The organism is Nocardia sp. NPDC057272, assembly GCF_042668615.1.
Classification (GTDB): Bacteria; Actinomycetota; Actinomycetes; order Mycobacteriales; family Mycobacteriaceae; genus Nocardia.
This window is the reverse complement of record NZ_JBHUYK010000017.1, coordinates 47,424-65,443: the sequence shown is the minus strand read 5'-3', so window position 1 is coordinate 65,443 and position 18,020 is coordinate 47,424. Positions and strand designations below refer to the sequence as shown.

Annotated in this window: 12 protein-coding genes and 1 tRNA gene; 7 read left to right on the top strand and 6 right to left on the bottom strand. The window is 67.0% G+C overall.

Translation table 11 applies throughout. The annotated features are described in order from the left end of the window. Position 1 precedes the first annotated feature (1 nt). The 5 genes from ACFULV_RS22185 to ACFULV_RS22165 form a co-directional block, all read right to left on the bottom strand. Entirely contained in the window at positions 2–994 is a 993-nt protein-coding gene (locus ACFULV_RS22185) for an ATP-binding cassette domain-containing protein (protein WP_378659519.1), read from the bottom strand. 2 nt (positions 995–996) lie between these two features. Next, the gene (locus ACFULV_RS22180; protein ID WP_266298325.1) at positions 997–1,830 is read right to left on the bottom strand and encodes an ABC-2 family transporter protein; all 834 of its coding nucleotides are present in this window, start codon (positions 1,828–1,830) and stop codon (positions 997–999) included. Beyond that, the gene (locus ACFULV_RS22175; protein WP_378659516.1) at positions 1,823–2,686 is read right to left on the bottom strand and encodes an ABC transporter permease; all 864 of its coding nucleotides are present in this window, start codon (positions 2,684–2,686) and stop codon (positions 1,823–1,825) included. Before ACFULV_RS22175 ends, ACFULV_RS22180 begins: the two co-directional genes overlap by 8 nt. Before the next feature lie 275 nt (positions 2,687–2,961). After that, entirely contained in the window at positions 2,962–3,495 is a 534-nt protein-coding gene (locus ACFULV_RS22170; protein WP_378659513.1) for an OmpA family protein, read from the bottom strand. A 61-nt stretch (positions 3,496–3,556) separates the two neighbouring features. Continuing rightward, positions 3,557–5,176, bottom strand: a complete 1,620-nt coding sequence (locus tag ACFULV_RS22165; RefSeq protein WP_378659511.1) for an MFS transporter — start codon at positions 5,174–5,176, stop codon at positions 3,557–3,559. 376 nt (positions 5,177–5,552) lie between these two features. Here ACFULV_RS22165 and ACFULV_RS22160 point away from each other — a divergent pair, with 376 nt between their 5' ends. Both ACFULV_RS22160 and ACFULV_RS22155 read left to right on the top strand, forming a co-directional pair. Further along, complete coding sequence (locus ACFULV_RS22160; protein WP_378659508.1) at positions 5,553–6,119, top strand: nucleoside deaminase; 567 nt, start codon at positions 5,553–5,555, stop codon at positions 6,117–6,119. 1 nt (position 6,120) lies between these two features. Beyond that, positions 6,121–7,092 (top strand): antibiotic biosynthesis monooxygenase, encoded by a 972-nt coding sequence (locus ACFULV_RS22155; protein WP_378659505.1) that lies wholly within the window; start codon positions 6,121–6,123, stop codon positions 7,090–7,092. A gap of 99 nt (positions 7,093–7,191) precedes the next feature. Here ACFULV_RS22155 and ACFULV_RS22150 read toward each other — a convergent pair. Further along, positions 7,192–7,265: transfer RNA gene (locus ACFULV_RS22150), tRNA-Arg, on the bottom strand. Between the two features lie 196 nt (positions 7,266–7,461). Between ACFULV_RS22150 and ACFULV_RS22145 the strand changes: the two genes are divergently transcribed. From ACFULV_RS22145 to ACFULV_RS22125, 5 genes are all read left to right on the top strand, one after another. Then, positions 7,462–9,450 (top strand): cytochrome c oxidase assembly protein, encoded by a 1,989-nt coding sequence (locus ACFULV_RS22145; RefSeq protein ID WP_378659703.1) that lies wholly within the window; start codon positions 7,462–7,464, stop codon positions 9,448–9,450. Further along, positions 9,447–10,424 (top strand): serine/threonine dehydratase, encoded by a 978-nt coding sequence (locus ACFULV_RS22140; protein WP_378659503.1) that lies wholly within the window; start codon positions 9,447–9,449, stop codon positions 10,422–10,424. Before ACFULV_RS22145 ends, ACFULV_RS22140 begins: the two co-directional genes overlap by 4 nt. Before the next feature lie 127 nt (positions 10,425–10,551). Further along, complete coding sequence (locus ACFULV_RS22135; protein WP_378659500.1) at positions 10,552–11,118, top strand: single-stranded DNA-binding protein; 567 nt, start codon at positions 10,552–10,554, stop codon at positions 11,116–11,118. A 69-nt stretch (positions 11,119–11,187) separates the two neighbouring features. Next, positions 11,188–12,864, top strand: a complete 1,677-nt coding sequence (ettA, locus tag ACFULV_RS22130; protein ID WP_378629915.1) for an energy-dependent translational throttle protein EttA — start codon at positions 11,188–11,190, stop codon at positions 12,862–12,864. 232 nt (positions 12,865–13,096) lie between these two features. Beyond that, positions 13,097–17,983: an NAD-glutamate dehydrogenase gene (locus ACFULV_RS22125; protein WP_378659497.1), complete on the top strand. Its 4,887-nt coding sequence runs from the start codon at positions 13,097–13,099 to the stop codon at positions 17,981–17,983. Positions 17,984–18,020 lie beyond the last annotated feature (37 nt).

Here is an 18,020-nt window from a genome sequence, read left to right as displayed (position 1 = left end):
TTCAGCGGGTCGACTCGTAGATCCGGCGGACCACGTCCTCGATATCGGGTTCCTCGATCGACAGATCGCGCACCTGCGCCCGGTCCGACACCGCCGCCAGTAAAGCCGCGGCAGTGGTCTTCTCGGCGTCGAACGCCAGACGCTGGCGCATGCCGCCCGCCTCACTGGAGAGCAACTGTGCCCCACACGGCAGATCATCGAGATCCGGTGTGGGAGCGGACAAGTCGACCACCAGTACCCGGCGTGCGCCGACGGTGGCGCCGAGCCCGGCCAGTGAACCGTCGTACACCAGCCTGCCGTAATCGACGACGAGCACCCGATCACAGAGTCGTTCGATATCGCCCATATCGTGGGTGGTGAGCAGCAGCGTGGTGCCGCGCTCGATCCGTTCGGCGCGCAGGAACTCCCGTAATCGTTGTTTGGACAGCACATCGAGGCCGATCGTCGGTTCGTCCAGAATCACCAGCTCGGGCGAATGCAACAGTGCGGCCGCAACTTCCGCGCGCATGCGCTGACCGAGCGAGAGCTGGCGGACAGGGGTGTCGAGGGTGTCGGCCATTTCCAGCTGTTCCACCAGTTCGTGGGTCCGCTTGTCGGCGATATCGGGATCGAGGCGATGGATCGCGGCCAGGATCGCGAACGATTCGTGCAGCGGCAGGTCCCACCACAGCTGCGAACGCTGCCCGAACACGACGCCGATGCGCGAGGCGAGTTCCTTACGCTGACGCACCGGCTCGAGGCCGCAGGTACGCACGGTTCCGGTGGTCGGCACCAGGATGCCGGTGAGCATCTTGATGGTCGTCGACTTGCCCGCGCCGTTGGCGCCGATATAGCCGACCGCCGAGCCGCGTTCGATCCGGAAACTCATCCGGTCGACGGCGGTGATGGTGTCGCGATGTCGGCGCCAGCGGCTGCCGTTCTTGCGGTACACGGTGAATTGCCGGGTGAGGTCATCGATGTCGATGATCGGATCCTGGTGCTCGTGCTCGTCCATCGTTATCCCCCTCCTCCCTGATAGTGCCTCGTACCGATCCGCCATGCCGCCGATGCGAGCAGCCACACCCACGCGGCGGCGAGTGGCGTCAGCCACGCCGACCACGCGGGCAACAGTGGTGGGCCCGGCAGACCGAGCAGGGCGATCGTCGGCACGTATGCCGTGAACGCGACGGGAATCGCGAACCCGAACAACAGTTTCAGCGGTGTCGGGAACACCGAGGCCGGCTGCATCGCGGCGAACGAACCGCCGTAGGTGAAGCTGTTGGTGAGCTCGGCACCGTCGATCAAGAAGAACTGTAGTCCGGCCGCGCATACGAAAAGGCCACAGAACAGCGCGATTCCACTGATCAGGGTGATCACGATCAAGGTAACCGGGGCGATGCCCCAATCGATATCGTTGCGCCACAGCCCGATCCCGAGCACGATCACCGCGACCGCGGCCCGCGCGAGTCTGCGTAACGAGATGTCACTGGTCACCAGCTGCAACAGCAACGGTTGTGGGCGAAGGTGATACGCGTCGAGGGTGCCCATCCGGATCATCGAGGGCAGGGAATCCAGATGCCCGACCGCGACCTGGGCCAGCGCGAACGAGGTGTTGGACAGCCCGAACAGCAGCAGCGCCGCATCCACATCGAGGCCGCCGAGGGTCTTCACGTTGTGGAAGATGACCCACACCTCGGCGAACTCCACCAGCCCGATCAGGAAGGCGCTGAACACCTCGGTGGCGAACGAAAGGCGGTACACCTGCTGTGCTTTCACACGCGAACGCAATACTGCGAGATAGGGAGTGAACCAGGTCCCGGCAACAACGCGCGCGGAATCCGGTTCAGCCACCCTGTACCTCCAGCCTGCGTTGTCCCGCCCGCAGCAACACCCTGCCGAGCAGTCCGATCACCAACACCCAGAAGCCTTGTATCGCAACGATGATCAAGGCATCCGACCCGGCGGCCCGCCCTGACAGCGTATCGATCGGGGCCTGCAGGATGGAGGGAAACGGCGTAGACATGGCGACGACACGCAACCAGTCGGGGAACATGTGTACCGGGACGAAAAGCCCGGCCAGGAACGTTCCGACGATCTGGTACAGCACCCGGATGCCGCGGATCTCGACCACCCAGAACCCGATCAGCGCCACCGCGAACAGGCACAGAAACGACAGGGCCACCGCGAGCAGCACACTGATCAGGCCGAGCAGATAGGCCACCGGCGTACTCGGCATCGACAAACCGAAGGTGGCGGCGCCGATGACGATGCTCGGGACACCGCGCGGCAGGATCGTGCAGCCGGCGCGGCCCATGTCGGTGGCCAGGTAGCCGAGTTGCACGTCGATCGGACGCAAAAAGTCGATCGCGACGTCACCGGACTTGATCCGGTCGACCAGGTCGATCTGCGGTCCCATGAACTGAGTGGCGCCCAGCAACGCCTGCGACAACCACACATAGGCCCCGATGGTGCCCTCGTCGTACCCGCCGAAATCACCGGCGGCACGCACCGCCGCGACCATCACCGCCGCACGAACGAACCCGAACACACAGTTGGTGAACAGCCCGGCGAACATCGCCAGCTTGTATTGGGCCTGCCGCTTGAATCCCGCCCGCGCCAGCGTCCAATACACCCGGAAAGCCCCAGGCTTGCGACGTCGCCGCACCGCGAAGGCAAGCCCACCATCCCCCGCCACATTGCCCCGCACAATCAGTCAACTCTAGGCCGATCGCCACGAATCAGGACGAGAACGGCACGGATCGCCGACGCCCGCCGCGCACAGGGCTATCGGCACATGCTCAGTCCTTGGGGAAGCCCGTCGCGAACAAGATCGCGATGGCGACCGAGCTGACCACGGAGATGGCAAGGATGATCCACATGGGGCGAAAGATTACCCGGCCCGGGCCACCACCCCGGCATCGCACCGCCGTGACCGGTATCAGTGCAGGTCACGGCGGTGTCTGAGAGGTCGGCGGCAGCCCGCTATTCGTCGACCACCGTGATCGCGGCCTCGTTGGCGTCGATCTCCGGGTCGGAGGGATTCGCGTCGGACTTCACCGTGATGCGCGACTTGTCGACGCCGTCGCCCTCGAGCGCGGCCGCGATGTTGTCACCGCGCGCCTCGGCCAGGGATTTGGCCGAGGCGATATTCGAATCCTCGGCGTAGGTCGTGATCTGGATCTCGGTGTCGTTGCCCTGCAACGGGACGGCTACCGCTTTGAGCGTCGCGACGGCGGCCGCGCTGAGATCGGAACTACCCGCGTCGAAGGTGATCGGTGCGGCAGCCAAGACCGTGTTGATCGCGTCCTGCACCGCTTGCTCCGCGGTATCGCGGACCGTGCTCATCATCGACGACGCGGTCGCGGCGACGCTGCTGCGCATGGTGTCGGCCTGGGTGGTCGAGGTGGCCGAGGTGGTTGCCGGTGCGGAAGAGTCGTTATCGGAGCTACACGCCGCGGTCATCAACAGAACCACCGCGATCGATGCGATCCCGCAGACGCTGTTTCTGATCTTCATCGGATTCTCCTTGTTCGTGAATGCCGGACAGTGGGTTGTGCGGACGAGAGTTGTGCTTCGGTCAGTTCGCTGGATCGGATTCGCCCTGCGGGCGCCGGGGTATCCGCCCGGTGCCGAACAGCGCCGCGATGGCGAGCAGCGCGGTGACGAAGAACGCGACGCGCAGAGCGTCCAGGCGCGCCGCCTCGTTGAGGTCGAGGATCTCGGCTGCCCGCTGCTCGGGGACTGCGTTCTCGCCCAACACCTCCCGCAGCTGGGTGTCGGACAGGAAGGGGACACCTGCGGCCAATTCGGTGGAGGCCTGTTGTTTCACCGCGGGCGCCACATCGGGGTGGTCGTTGATCCCCGCGATGACCGAGGTGCTCAGTGTCGCGATGAGTACCGAGCCGACCAACGCCGTTCCCAGGGACGCACCGAGATTGGAGGCCGTGTTCTGCAGCCCGCCGACCTCGGCGCTCTGCGAGTCCGGCACGGCCGACACGGTGACCGCGCCGAGCTGAGAGGCCAAGGCTCCCAATCCCAGCCCCATCAACACCATGGGGACGGCGACCACGCTCGCGTTGGCGCCGGGATCCATGCCTGCCACGAGGAAGAGGATGCCGACGATCATGGCGGTCATCCCGGCGCGCACGACGCGGCGCGGGTCGGCCCGCGGCCAGATCTTCGGTATTCCGGCCGCGGCCAGCAGCAATGCCACCGAGAGCGGAACCAGGCGCAACCCGGTCTGCAGAGCGTCGAGCTCGAGGACCACCGTCAAGAACAGCGGGACGGTGAAGAACACCCCGGCTTGCACGGTGAACTGGCCGAGAAACATCGTGAGGCCGCCGGTGAGCTGGCGATTGCGGAACAGCGCCGGGTCGACCAGCGGTTCGCCACCGGTCTCGGCGAGATGGTTCTGCCAGCGCGCGAACACATACAGCAGCAGCAGTCCGCCCAGCAACAGCCAGACGACCGGCGAGAGCCCGCCGAGCGCGGTGCCGCCCGGTTTGGGTTGGACCCAACCCCACTCACTCGAACGCAGGACGCCGTAGACGATCATGCCGAGGCTGAGCACCGAGAGCACAGAACCGAGCAGGTCGATCCGGACCTTCGCCGGCGCGACGTCGTCGATCCGCCGTAGCGCGACAAGGATGACCACGACCAGAACCGCCTCGCCGGCGAACACATAGCGCCACGACGCGAACGTCGTCACCGCACCGCCGATCAGCGGGCCCGCGGCGACGGCCATCGCACCGGCTGACGCGACCAGACCGTAGGCGTAGCTGCGGCGTTCGGGCGCGAAGTTGCCCGCGACCAGGGCGACGATCGCGGGCATGATCAACGCGGCACCGATGCCTTCCAGCAGCGACCAGCCGATCAGCAACACGAGCAGGTTCGGCGCCGCCGCGGTGGTGAGCGAACCCACGCCGTAGATGACGAGCCCGAACGCGAACGCTCGACGCCGGCCGATGACGGTGCCCACCTTGCCGCCGGTGATCATCAATGTCGCCATGACGAGCGTGTACAGCGTGATCGCCGTCTGGATGCCGGTGATGGGGGTGTCCAGGTCCTCGGCGACGTCGGCCATCGACACGTTCATCACCGAGCTGTCCAGCGTCATCAGGAACTGGCCGGACGCCAGTACGAGCAGCACCAGACCGGATCCGGCGGCCACTGCTTTCGACGGGCCGCTCGAACTCATGAGCCAGTGTTCCCGGGCATCAGGGCCTCACTTCTGCGACCAGGGCGAAGGTGTGGACGACAGTCAGCGTCACACACCGGCAGCGGTCGCGGCTCACCCGAAAAGGGTGAGTCGGCGAACACCGCTCGACACGGTCGCTGTCGGCCGCTCCTTGCTCCAGGACACGGAGCGGTGTCCGAAACCAGGCAAATGCGTCGCCATTGCGCACGCTGTTCCGCAGCGGTCGGGCCGGAGGTAGATTCGATATGCGGCAGAGGCTGAATTGCGTGTGCGGTCGTCGCCGCGACGGCATCGAACAGCTGTCAGGTGTGGCGCCGGAAGAATATTCCGTGTGCCTGTCAAGTACGTCCGATCCACAATTCGAGGTGCAATACCTATGACACCGGATGAACTCATGGAAGAGGCATGCAGGCTGGCGAAAGAGTCTGTCGACAACGATTGGGGTGGACCGTTCGGCGCCGTGATCGCGAAGGACGGAGTGATCGTCGCGCGCGGGCAGAATCGGGTGCTGCTCACTGGTGATGCCACCGCACACGCCGAAATAGAAACCATCCGCAAGGCGACCCAGGTACTCAACGGCGAGGCTCCGAGTATTTCCAAAGAGCACCAGAACGAGTCGACGCTGGAATTGGTCCCGCGACCCGAGGGATCTCCCGACAAGGCTCCGGAACGCGCGAGAATGTTGATGGGGATGGAGATATTCATCAGCGGCGCGCCCTGTCCCATGTGTATGAGCGCAATCTATTGGTCACGTCTCGACGCCGTGCATTTCGCGAGCGATCTGGCCGACACCAGCGAAATCGGCTTCGACGACGCGTATCAATACGAGGACTTCACGAGGCCGCTGCCCGAGCGGTCCGTGAAAATCGAACAGTTCCGCAGGGATCTGGGCGCCGAAGCGTACAAGACCTGGGCCGAGAAGGCCGACAAGCACCCGTACTGACATGACGGCCTCGAAGGCTCCGTCGCCGAGGCCCGCCGCGGCGACGGTGGTCATCACTCAGCAGCCCCGTGCCGGCCGCGAGGACGAGTTCCGGCGGTGGCAGGCGGAGGTGAACGACGCGGCGGCGGCCTTTCCGGGATTCCTCGGCGCCGACGTGACGCCACCGGGTGACGCTCGGTCCGACTGGTCTGTCGTGTATCGGTTCGACGACATCGTCAACCTCAAGCATTGGCTCGCCAGTGATACCCGGGAAGAGCTTCTCGCGCGCGGAACCGGGCTCTTCGAGCGGCCGTCGACGCAGCATGTGCTGGTCGACGAGCGGGACGAGGAGGTAGCGACTGTCGTCGTCTCGCACCCCGTGGCGGCCGGACGCGAGACGGAATTCATCGCGTGGCAGGACCGGATGACCGAGGTCGAACGGACTTTTCGAGGCTTTCGCGGATCCGGGCTGCACCGGCCGATCCCCGGTGTCCAGAGTGACTGGACGATCATCTATTCCTTCGCTTCGGCCGAGCATCTCGACCACTGGCTCGAATCGCCCCAGCGCAAGGCCCTGCTCGAGGAAGCGCCGGACTTCCGGGATTTCGAGGTCCACCGAATCGCCAACCCCTACGGGTCGTGGTTTCCGCCGAGCCAGACCGGCGAGGACGGCGGTCCGGCGTCGTGGAAGACGGCCCTGTCGGTCCTGGTAGGGCTGTATCCGACGGTCGTGATCCTCACCGTGATCATCGCCGAGATCTGGCCGGGCGCGCAGCTGTGGATCAGCCTGCTGGTCGGGAACATTCTGTCGGTCAGCCTGCTGACCTGGGTGGTGATGCCGGTCGTCACCCGCGCGCTGGGATTCTGGATGCGATCGAGCCCACGCCCCGACCCTCGGACCGACCTGGCCGGTCTCGCCTGCTCGGTGGGTTTCCTGACACTCGCCGCGATCTTCTTCTACTTGGTGACGCGGGTGTTCTGGACGCTTCCGTGACGTCGTCCCCGCCGATGCGAAAGTCCCTGGCTGGTAGACGTCGCACTCGGAACCCGTGGCGGCCCTGACCTAATGTTCGTGCAGGTCAGGGCCGCGTTGCGCCCCCGGCAGGAATCGAACCTGCGACCTAGGGATTAGAAGGCCCTTGCTCTATCCAACTGAGCTACGGAGGCAGTCGCATCAACCTTGGCCGAAGTCGGCCACGCTGTCCAGCTCGAAAAGTATAGCGACCGACCGGATCGTCGAGCGCAGGCTCGGGTGAGCGCCCCCTCGGGGCGTCGCCGGGCACGTCGAACTACCCTCGTTGTCATGTCGTTATCGCAGGACCCCACCGCTGGACCCGCCGTCGACGGCGGACCGCCGGCGGATATGGGTCCGGCGGCGCCGTTCGGTGTACTCAGCGTCGTGGCCGGGTGTATCGCCGCGGTTGTCGCGGCCATGGTGGTCGGGTTGTCGGCGGCGCACGCGCTCAGTTTGCTCGGTATACCCGATCCGGGGGCGTTGACAACATATGGATTGCCCGCGTTGCGCGCGGTGGCCGATCTGGCCGCCGCGATGACCGTCGGCTCCCTGATGTTCGCGGCGTTCCTGCTGCCCCCGCGCGACGGCGGTCTGCTCGAGGTCGGCGGTTATCGGGCGGTGCGCCGAGCCTCCGACGCCGCGCTGGTGTGGGCCGCGAGCGCGGCGCTGTTGGTGCCGTTGACCGTGTCGGATACGACCGGTCAGCCGGTGAGTGCCATCTGGCGACCCGAAGTGCTGTGGCCGGTGATCACGCAGGTCGAGGTAGCGGGCGCCTGGCGGACAACGGTGTTGTTCGCGCTGATCGTGGCGATCGGCTGCCGGTGCGCGTTGCGCTGGGGCTGGACGCCGGTGCTGCTGGCAGGCGCGTTGGTGACCATGATGCCGCTGGCGCTGACCGGGCACTCGTCCTCCGGTGGCTCCCACGACGTGGCGACCAACTCCCTGATCCTGCACATGGTGTCGGCCTCGGTCTGGGTGGGCGGGCTGATCGCGGTGCTGGCGCACGCGATGCGTGGCGGCGCGAACACCGATGTCGCCGCCCGCCGGTTCTCGGTGGCCGCGACCGTCTCGATCGTGGTGATCGGCCTCAGCGGCGTCGTCAATGCCTGGGTGCGGGTGCCCGTTTCGGACCTGTTCACCACCACGTACGGCAGGCTGGTGCTCGCGAAAGCGGCCGCGCTGCTGGTGCTGGGCGCCATCGGCTACCTGCAGCGCCGGGCCGCACTGCCCGCGCTGGCCGCCGATTCCCGCGACCGCGGCGCGCTCATCCGTTTCGCCGGCGTGGAGATGCTGATCTTCGCGGCGACCATCGGCCTGGCAGTCGGCCTCGGCCGCACCCCGCCACCGCCACCGACCTCGGTGCCGACGCCGGTCGAAGTGGAGCTGGGCTACACCCTCGCGGGCCCGCCGACCGTGAGCCGCCTGCTGTTCGACTGGCGCTTCGACCTGATCTTCGGAACCCTGGCGATCGTGCTCGCCGCGCTCTATCTGCTCGGCGTCCACCGGCTGCGCAAGCGCGGCGATGCCTGGCCGGTCGGGCGGACCATCGCCTGGTGCAGTGGCTGCCTGGTGCTGTTGCTGGCCACGTCGTCGGGGGTCGGGCGCTACGCGCCGGCGATGTTCAGCGTGCACATGGGCGCGCACATGGCGTTGTCGATGCTGGCGCCGATCCTGCTCGCCCTCGGCGGCGCGGTGACCCTGGCATTGCGCGCGCTCCCGCCCGCGGGCCGCGGTGGTGTGCCGGGGCCACGCGAGTGGATTCTGGCGGCCGTGCACAACCCGGTCTCGCGGTTCCTCACCCAGCCCGTGGTGGCGTCGCTGATCTTCGTCGCCGGGTTCTACGCGCTGTATCTGGGCGGAATCTTCGACACCTATGTCGACTCGCACGCCGCCCACCTGATGATGAACACGCACTTCCTGCTCAGCGGCTACCTGTTCTACTGGGTGGTGATCGGCATCGATCCCAAGCCGCGCGAGGTCGCGCCGCTGACCAAGCTCGCGATGGTGTTCGGCACGCTGCCCTTCCACGCGTTCTTCGGCATCGCGCTGATGAGCATGACCACCGTGCTGGGCGACTGGTTCTATCGCACCCTCGACCTCGGCTGGAACATCGACCTGCTCGCCGACCAGCGCAACGGCGGCAGTTTCGCCTGGGCCAGCGGTGAGGTGCCGCTGGTGGTGGTGATGCTCGCCCTGCTGATCCAGTGGTCACGCAGTGACACCAAGCTGGCCAAGCGCACCGACCGGGCCGCCGATCGCGACAACGACGCCGACCTGACCGCCTACAACGCGATGTACGCCGAGCTGGCGCGGCGTGACGGCGAGGTCCGCCGGTGAGCGGATTCGGTGTGCCGTCGAGCGAATCGACCGAGCGGGCCGAACCGGTGCGGGTGCTGCGCACCGATGTGCGGGCGGCGCGGCGGCGGCTGGCCGGGCGGGTACGCAAGACACCGGTGTTCCACACGAGTGTGGACGGGCCGAACGGGCCGGTGCCGGTGTCGCTGAAAATGGAATTCCTGCAGCACGGCGGCACATTCACGGTGCGTGGCGCGCTCAACGCGCTGTTGTCGGCCGACAGCGGCACCGACCATGTGGTTGTCGCCTCGGCGGGCAACGCGGGCATCGCGGTGGCGCTGGCCGCGGCACAGCTCGGCAAGGAATGCACGGTCGTCGTGCCGGAATCCGCGCCGCACACCAAGGTGGCCGCGATGTGGGCGCACGGCGCCGAAGTGCTGTGGCACGGAACGACGTACGCCGAGGCGCAACGCCGGGCGCTCACCCTGGCCGCCGAGCGCGGGGCCGACCATCTGCATGCCTACGACATGCCCGCCGTGGTGGCGGGTGCCGGCGTCATCGGGCTCGAGCTGGAAGAACAGGTGCGCGGCAGGCCGCCGGTGCTGGCCGCGGTCGGCGGCGGCGGGCTGATCGCGGGCCTCGGGGCCGCACTGGGCAAGCGCAGGGAGATCGTCGGCATCGAATCCGAGCACATACCGGTGCTCTCGGCGGCACTCGCGGCGGGCGCGCCGGTCGATATCGATGTGGCTTCGTGCGCCACCGAGCTGCTGTGCGCGACCAGGGTCGGCGATATCGCCTTCGACATCGCCCAGCGGCACCAGATGCCCGCGGTCGCGGTGGCCGACGACGCGGTCGCCGCCGCCCGCGAATACCTCTGGCGGGAGTTCCGCGTGGTGGTCGAGCTCGAAGGTGCCGCCGCGCTGGCCGCTGTGCAGAGCGGTGTGTACACGCCGGAGCCCGGTGTACGGCCGATCGTGGTGCTGTGCGGAGCGAACACCGAGCTTCCCGTGCTCTGACACCGGCGTTGTCCACAACTGCCCGGTTCATCCACAGATTCACTGCGCGCCTCCCACACCCCCGTTCGCCAGGTCATTCTTGGGTGGTCAGAGCGATAACGGTGGATTCGAGCGGGGGGCGAGCACGATGTACGAGGCACACGCGACGGTGATCGGGACCGTCATCACCCATCCGATGCGGCGCGATCTCAGCAACGGTGAGCAGATGCTCACCTTCCGGATGGCGAGTAATTCGCGGCGATTCGACGTCAAAACGGGGGAGTGGACCGACAACGGCACGTTGTATCTCACGGTCTCGTGCTGGCGCAGGCTGGTGGCAGGGGTGGATCGATCGTTGCACCGCGGCGACCCGGTGATCGCCTACGGGCAACTCCGCTCGCACGAGTACCGCGGCAAGGACGGAACCGAGCGGCGGGATCTGGAGATGCGCGCGGTGGCGGTCGGGCCCGATCTGGCGCGCTGCCACGCGAGCGTTGTCCGCCGGTCCGAGGGCCTGCGATCACTGCCGCATGCGACGGTGCGGAATATTTCCGACTCCCGCGGCGCTGCCCTACCGAAGGCCGACGACGCTGCCACCGGGTATGCGTCCACCGAAGCCGTTGCCGTAGCCTGTACGACCGTGGCGGATCCTGTCCCCGCGCGATCGCCGGACGTGGTGTCGAGCACCAACGGTGCCGAGCAGGTCGACGCATGAGGGTCGTTTCCGCGGCACTCGACCCTTCCGTATCCCGTCCCCGTTTCTCCCACCGATAGGCTTCCGCGTATGGCTGAGTTCATTTATCAGATGATCAAGGTTCGCAAAGCGCACGGCGACAAAGTCATCCTCGACGACGTGTACTTGAACTTCCTTCCCGGCGCCAAGATCGGTGTGGTGGGTCCCAACGGCGCGGGTAAATCCAGCGTGCTGAAGATCATGGCGGGACTGGACCGGCCCAACAACGGTGAGGCGTTCCTCGGCGCGGGCGCCACGGTCGGCATCCTGCAGCAGGAGCCGCCGCTCAACGAGGAGAAGACCGTCCGCGGCAACGTGGAGGAGGGCCTCGGCGAGGTCAAGGTCAAGCTGGATCGGTTCAACGAGATCGCTGAACTGATGGCCACCGAGTACTCCGACGAGCTCATGGACGAAATGGGCAAGCTCCAGGAGTTCCTCGACCACGCCGACGCCTGGGATGTCGACTCCCAGCTCGAGCAGGCCATGGACGCGCTGCGCTGCCCGCCGCCGGACGCGCCGGTCACCAACCTCTCCGGTGGTGAGCGCCGCCGCGTCGCGCTGTGCAAGTTGCTGCTGAGCAAGCCCGATCTGCTGCTGCTCGACGAACCGACCAACCACCTCGACGCCGAGAGTGTGCTCTGGCTCGAGAAGCACCTCGCCGATTACCCCGGCGCCGTGCTGGCCGTCACCCACGACCGGTACTTCCTCGACAATGTCGCCGAGTGGATCCTCGAGCTCGACCGTGGGCGTGCCTACCCCTACGAGGGCAACTACTCCACCTACCTGGAGAAGAAGGCACAGCGTCTCGAGGTCCAGGGCAAGAAGGACCAGAAGCTGCAGAAGCGCCTCAAGGACGAGCTGGCCTGGGTGCGGTCCGGCGCCAAGGCCCGCCAGGCCAAGAACAAGGCTCGACTGGGTCGCTACGAGGAGATGGCGGCCGAGGCCGAGAAGCACCGCAAGTTGGACTTCGAGGAGATTCAGATCCCCGCGGGTCCGCGACTGGGTGACATCGTGGTCAACGTGTCGCACCTGGACAAGGGCTTCGGCGACCGCCAGCTCATCAAGGATCTGTCGTTCACGTTGCCGCGCAACGGTATCGTCGGCGTCATCGGACCCAACGGTGTCGGTAAGACGACGTTGTTCAAGACCATCGTCGGTCTCGAATCACCCGACAGCGGTGAGGTGAAGGTCGGCGAGACGGTCAAGCTGAGCTATGTCGACCAGAACCGCGGAGGCATCGACCCGAAGAAGAACGTCTGGCAGGTCGTCTCCGAAGGTCTGGACTTCATCCAGGTCGGCAATCAGGAGATGCCCTCGCGCGCCTACGTCAGCGCGTTCGGCTTCAAGGGGCCGGATCAGCAGAAGCCGGCGGGTGTGCTCTCCGGTGGTGAGCGCAACCGCCTGAACCTGGCGCTGACCCTCAAGGAGGGTGGCAACCTGATCCTGCTCGACGAACCGACCAACGACCTCGACGTCGAAACCCTCAGTTCGCTCGAGAACGCGCTCGATCAGTTCCCCGGCTGCGCCGTCGTGATCTCCCACGACCGGTGGTTCCTCGATCGCACCTGCACCCACATCCTGGCGTGGGAGGGCGACAACGACAATGACGCCAAGTGGTACTGGTTCGAGGGCAACTTCGAGGCGTACGAGGCGAACAAGATCGAGCGTCTGGGCGCCGAAGCCGCTCGCCCGCACCGTGTTACGCACCGCAAGCTGACGCGCGACTGATACGCGCGGCCCGCACGACGGCCCGGTGGAACGATCTGTGAACGGTCGCTCCGCCGGGCCGTCGGCGTTGTGCCGATCGGTGCTCCCGTCGTTCACCCAGCATTCCGCAAGTTACCGGCGCGGCAAGCCCGAATTCCCTCAGCGTGTTCGAGTAGCCGGAGCTAGTCTCGAAAATGCGTCACCTGCGTTGCGAAATCGAAGCGAACCACAATCCATGGGAGTGGGCTAAACGATGACGGTCTCGTCGGAAATCTCCAGCGCGGCGTGGGCCGCGGGAATGCCGCAGAGCTTGCGCGGCGATCTCGCGACTCTCGAGGAGGCGTATTTCCGACACGTCGATGCCGGTGACGTGGACTTCCCGATCCCCGGAATCACCCAGATCTTCCGGCACCACATGGAACTGGCCGCCGTTCGGATGCCGGGTAAAGCCAGCGTGCGGGTGCATCATCCCGACGACGGGACCGGGATGGGCGCCGCGGTGCAGGTCGTCACCGACGACATGCCGCTGCTGGTGGAGTCGATCACCGCGGCGCTGGGCCGGATGCAGGTGAGCGTCTCCGAGGTGATCCACCCGATCTTCGAGGTCGTCCGTGACGAGAAGGGCCACCTCACCGGCGCCGCGGCGCACGAGGTGGACGGCCACGGCGCGACCGGGCTCACCGAATCGTGGATGCACCTGCAGCTGCACCCGTCGACCGGCCGGGCCCAACTCGATCACATCGAACGCACCATGCCCGAGGTGATCGACGACGTCCGCCAGGTGATCGACGACACCGAGGCCATGGCCGCGGTGCAGAGCTCGCTCGCCGACGCGCTCGACCGGTCCGCCGCCCAGGGCTCCACGCCGTTCCCCGCCGTCGATGTGGCCGATTGCGCCCAGCTGCTGCGGTGGCTGGCCGCGGGCAACTTCACCCTGCTGGGTTATGCCCGCTACCGACGCGGTGTCGAGGACGGCCACACGGTGTCCACCGTGGTGCCCGGTGCGAGCCTGGGTGTGCTCCGTCCCGATGTCGGCACCGATTTCAAAGTGCCCATCAACGGTGAAGACCGCCCGTTGCTGCTGCTCACCCAGGGTCTGGTGCGCGCGACCGTGCACCGCTCGGTGTACCCGTACTTCGTCGGTGTCGCCGATGTCGACGAGACGGGCGCCGAGGTGGGTGTGCACCTGTTCATCGGCGTGTTCACCGTCAGCGCGGTGCACGAGAACGTGCTCGACATCCCGGTGATCAACCGCCGGGTGCGGACCGCGATCGAGGGCGCCGGGTTCGACAAGGACTCCTTCTCCGGGCAGGCGATGCTCGAGGTGATCGAGTCGTTCCCGCGCACCGAACTGTTCTCGGCCGACACCGAGACCATGCGCCGCACCGCCGTCGCGGTGCTCGGCGTCGGCCTGCGCAGGCAGGTCCGGCTCTTCCTGCGCAGCGATGGCTACGGCCGCTTCGTGGCCTGCATGGTGTATCTGCCGCGCGATCGCTACACCACCGCCGTACGCCTGGAGATGCAGGAGATCCTGGTCGCCGAACTCGGTGGCGTGGATATCGACTACTCGGCGCGGGTGAGCGAAAGTGAGCTCGCCAGTGTGTATTTCACGGTGATGATGCCCGCCGAGTCCACCGGCGAGGCAGGACCCGACACCTCGGAGGACAACCGGCTGCGTCTGCAGGGCCTGCTCAACGCGGCCAGTCACACCTGGGACGACCGGATCGGTGACGCGGTCGCCTCCTCCACCGTGCTCGATCCCGCTGTGGTCAAACGGTATTCGGAGGCGCTGCCCGAAAGCTACAAAGAGGACTTCGCGCCCGCCCGCGCGCTGGCCGACATCGTGCGCCTCGAGCGACTCACCGAAGGCGGCATCCGGCAGCACCTCTATCGCAGGCCCGAAGCGGCGCCCGGTTCGTGGCGCTTCAGCCTCTACATCGCCGGTTCCGGTGTCTCACTGAGCCAGGTCCTCCCGGTCTTGCAGAGCCTGGGTGTCGAGGTGGTCGACGAACGGCCCTACCAGCTCGAACACGAAGGCAGCACCGAGCGCTGGATCTACGATTTCGGTTTGCAGGCTCGTCCGGAGCTGCTGCGCAACGCACTGGGCGGCGATCTCGACGCCGCACTGCTCGAGGCCCCCGGCCAGCTCGACGCCCTGCGTACCCGGTTCACCGATGCCTTCGAGGCGGTCTGGTACGACCGGGCCGAAGCCGACGGTCTCAACGAACTCGTGCTGCGTGCCGGCCTGCCGTGGCGGTCGGTCGCGATCCTGCGCGCGTACGCGAAATACCTGCAGCAGGCCGGATTCCCGTACTCCCAGGTCAATATCGCCCGCGTGCTGCTGGCCCATCCGGAGGTCGCGCGCGATTTCGTCGACCTGTTCGCCGCCCGGTTCGATCCGGCCATCGTCTCCGCCGAGGCCGCCGCCGAGCTCGAGACGCGGGTGCGGGCCGGGATCGACGAGGTGGTCAGCATGGACGCCGACCGCATCCTGCGTGCCATCCTCGGCCTGATCAAGGCCACGCTGCGAACCAACAACTATGTTCTCGACGACGAAGGTCGCCCACGTGACTACCTGGCACTGAAGGTCGAGCCGCGCGAGATCGCCGAACTGCCCAAGCCGCGACCGCAATTCGAGATCTTCGTGTACTCGCCGCGGGTCGAGGGCGTGCACCTGCGGTTCGGCTCGGTGGCGCGTGGCGGCCTGCGCTGGTCGGACCGGCTCGAGGACTTCCGCACCGAGATCCTCGGCCTGGTGAAGGCGCAGGCGGTGAAGAACGCGGTGATCGTGCCGGTCGGCGCCAAGGGCGGTTTCGTGGTGAAGCGTCCGCCCGCCCCGATCGGTGACCCGGCCGTCGACCGCCAGGCGAGTATCGCCGAGGGCGTCGCCTGCTACCGCACCTTCATCTCCGGGCTGCTCGACGTCACCGACAATGTCGACCTGGCCACCGGCGCGGTGCTGCCGCCCGATCGCGTGGTCCGCCGCGACAGCGACGACACCTACCTGGTGGTCGCCGCCGACAAGGGCACCGCCAGCTTCTCCGATATCGCCAACGATGTGGCCACCCGCTACGGCTTCTGGCTCGGCGACGCCTTCGCCTCCGGCGGCTCGGCGGGCTACGACCACAAGGCGATGGGGATCACCGCCAAGGGGGCGTGGGAAGCGGTCAAACGCCACTTCCGTGAGATGGACATCGACACCCAGAGCCAGGAATTCACCGTGGTCGGCGTCGGTGACATGAGCGGTGACGTGTTCGGCAACGGCATGCTGCTCTCGCCGCACATCCGGCTGGTCGCCGCGTTCGACCACCGGCACATCTTCCTCGACCCGAACCCCGACGCCGCGAGCTCCTTCACCGAACGTGAGCGGTTGTTCGCGCTGCCGCGATCCTCGTGGGCCGACTACGACCGGAGCCTGATCAGCGAGGGCGGCGGGGTGTTCGAGCGGACCGTGAAGTCGGTGCCGATCTCGCCGCAGGCACGGACGGCGCTCGGCCTGCCCGACTCGGTGCAGACGCTCTCGCCGCCAGAGTTGGTGCGCGCGATCCTGCTCGCACCGGTGCAGTTGCTGTGGAACGGCGGGATCGGCACCTACGTGAAGGCGAGCACCGAATCCAATGCCGAGGTGGGCGACAAGTCCAACGACGCGGTGCGCGTCGACGGAAACCAATTGCGGGTCAAGGTGATCGGCGAAGGTGGCAACCTGGGGGCCACCGCGCTCGGCCGGATCGAGTTCTGCCGTGCGGGCGGCAAGATGAACACCGACGCACTCGACAACTCCGCGGGCGTCGACTGCTCCGACCATGAGGTCAATATCAAGGTCCTGCTCGACGGCGTGGTCAGCGCGGGTGGTCTCGCGCCCGCCGACCGCAACCCGCTGCTGGCCTCGATGACCGACGAGGTCGCTCGAATGGTGTTGCAGGACAACGTCGATCAGAACACCTTGATCGGTATCGCCCGCACCGACGCGCCCCAGATGCTCAATGTGCACGGTCGCGTGATCGCCGACCTCGAACAGCGACGCGGCCTCGACCGGGAGCTCGAGGCGTTGCCGTCGACCGCTGAGCTGGCTCGCCGTGGCGAGGAGGGTGCCGGGCTCGCCTCACCCGAGCTGGCCAACCTGCTCGCGCACGTGAAGCTCGGCCTCAAGGCCGACCTGCTCGACACCGACCTGCCCGACAGCGCCTATTTCGCGAGGAAGCTGCCCCTGTACTTCCCGACGCCGCTGCGGGAACAGTTCGGCGCCGCCATCAAGAAGCACCGGCTGCGCCGCGAGATCGTCACCACGATGATCGTCAACGAGGTCGTCGACTACGGCGGCATCACCTACGCCCACCGCCTCAACGAAGAGGTCGGCGCCACCACCACCGATACGGTGCGCGCGTTCGCCGCGGCCACCGAGATCTTCCAGCTCCATGACGTGTGGTCGCGCATCCGCGGCGCCGACGCCGCCGCCGGAGTCTGTGACCTGCTCGAATTGGAATCCAAGCGGACGCTGGACCGCGCATCGCGCTGGCTGCTGAGTAACCGGCCGCAGCCGATCGCGGTCGGCGCCGAGATCAACCGCTATCACCGCCGGGTGCAGGAACTGGCGCCGCAGGTGCCGGGCTGGTTGCGCGGGCACCATGTCACCTCCCTCACCCAGGGCGCCGCCGAGCTGATCGCCCGCGGTGCGCCGACCGACCTGGCCACCGAGGTGTTCGGGCTGCTCGGGTTGTTCCCGCTGCTCGACATCGTCGACATCGCCGACATCACCGATCGCGACGGCGCCGAGGTGGGCGCCCTGTACTACGCGCTCAACGATCATCTCAAGATCGACTGGCTGCTCGAGGCGGTGAGCCATCTCGAACGCGGCGATCGCTGGCACGCGCTGGCCCGGCTCGCGCTGCGCGACGACATGTACGGTTCGTTGCGTTCGCTCACCCTCGATGTGCTGTCCGCGGGTGACCCAGAAGAAACTCCCGACGAAAAAATTGCATACTGGGAGTCGAAGAACCAGTCCCGGCTGGGCCGTGCGCGCGCGGCACTGTCGGAACTGTTCGAGTCCGGGACCCACGACCTCGCCACACTGTCGGTTGCCGCGCGACAGGTGCGGAGCATGGTGAGCGGGGTGGGCGCCCAATCGGAGGTACCACGGTGACGAGTTCGCCGAACGGCAACACCGCCACGCCCGCACC

Bases quoted from the DNA above. Each gene is read 5' to 3' on its own strand.
- ACFULV_RS22135 (WP_378659500.1), top strand. From the start codon at position 10,552: ATGTACGAGGCACACGCGACGGTGATCGGGACCGTCATCACCCATCCG.
- ACFULV_RS22160 (WP_378659508.1), top strand. From the start codon at position 5,553: ATGACACCGGATGAACTCATGGAAGAGGCATGCAGGCTGGCGAAAGAG.
- ACFULV_RS22185 (WP_378659519.1), bottom strand. From the start codon at position 994: ATGGACGAGCACGAGCACCAGGATCCGATCATCGACATCGATGACCTC.
- ettA (WP_378629915.1), top strand. From the start codon at position 11,188: ATGGCTGAGTTCATTTATCAGATGATCAAGGTTCGCAAAGCGCACGGC.
- ACFULV_RS22165 (WP_378659511.1), bottom strand. From the start codon at position 5,176: ATGAGTTCGAGCGGCCCGTCGAAAGCAGTGGCCGCCGGATCCGGTCTG.
- ACFULV_RS22125 (WP_378659497.1), top strand. From the start codon at position 13,097: ATGACGGTCTCGTCGGAAATCTCCAGCGCGGCGTGGGCCGCGGGAATG.
- ACFULV_RS22170 (WP_378659513.1), bottom strand. From the start codon at position 3,495: ATGAAGATCAGAAACAGCGTCTGCGGGATCGCATCGATCGCGGTGGTT.
- ACFULV_RS22155 (WP_378659505.1), top strand. From the start codon at position 6,121: ATGACGGCCTCGAAGGCTCCGTCGCCGAGGCCCGCCGCGGCGACGGTG.
- ACFULV_RS22145 (WP_378659703.1), top strand. From the start codon at position 7,462: ATGGGTCCGGCGGCGCCGTTCGGTGTACTCAGCGTCGTGGCCGGGTGT.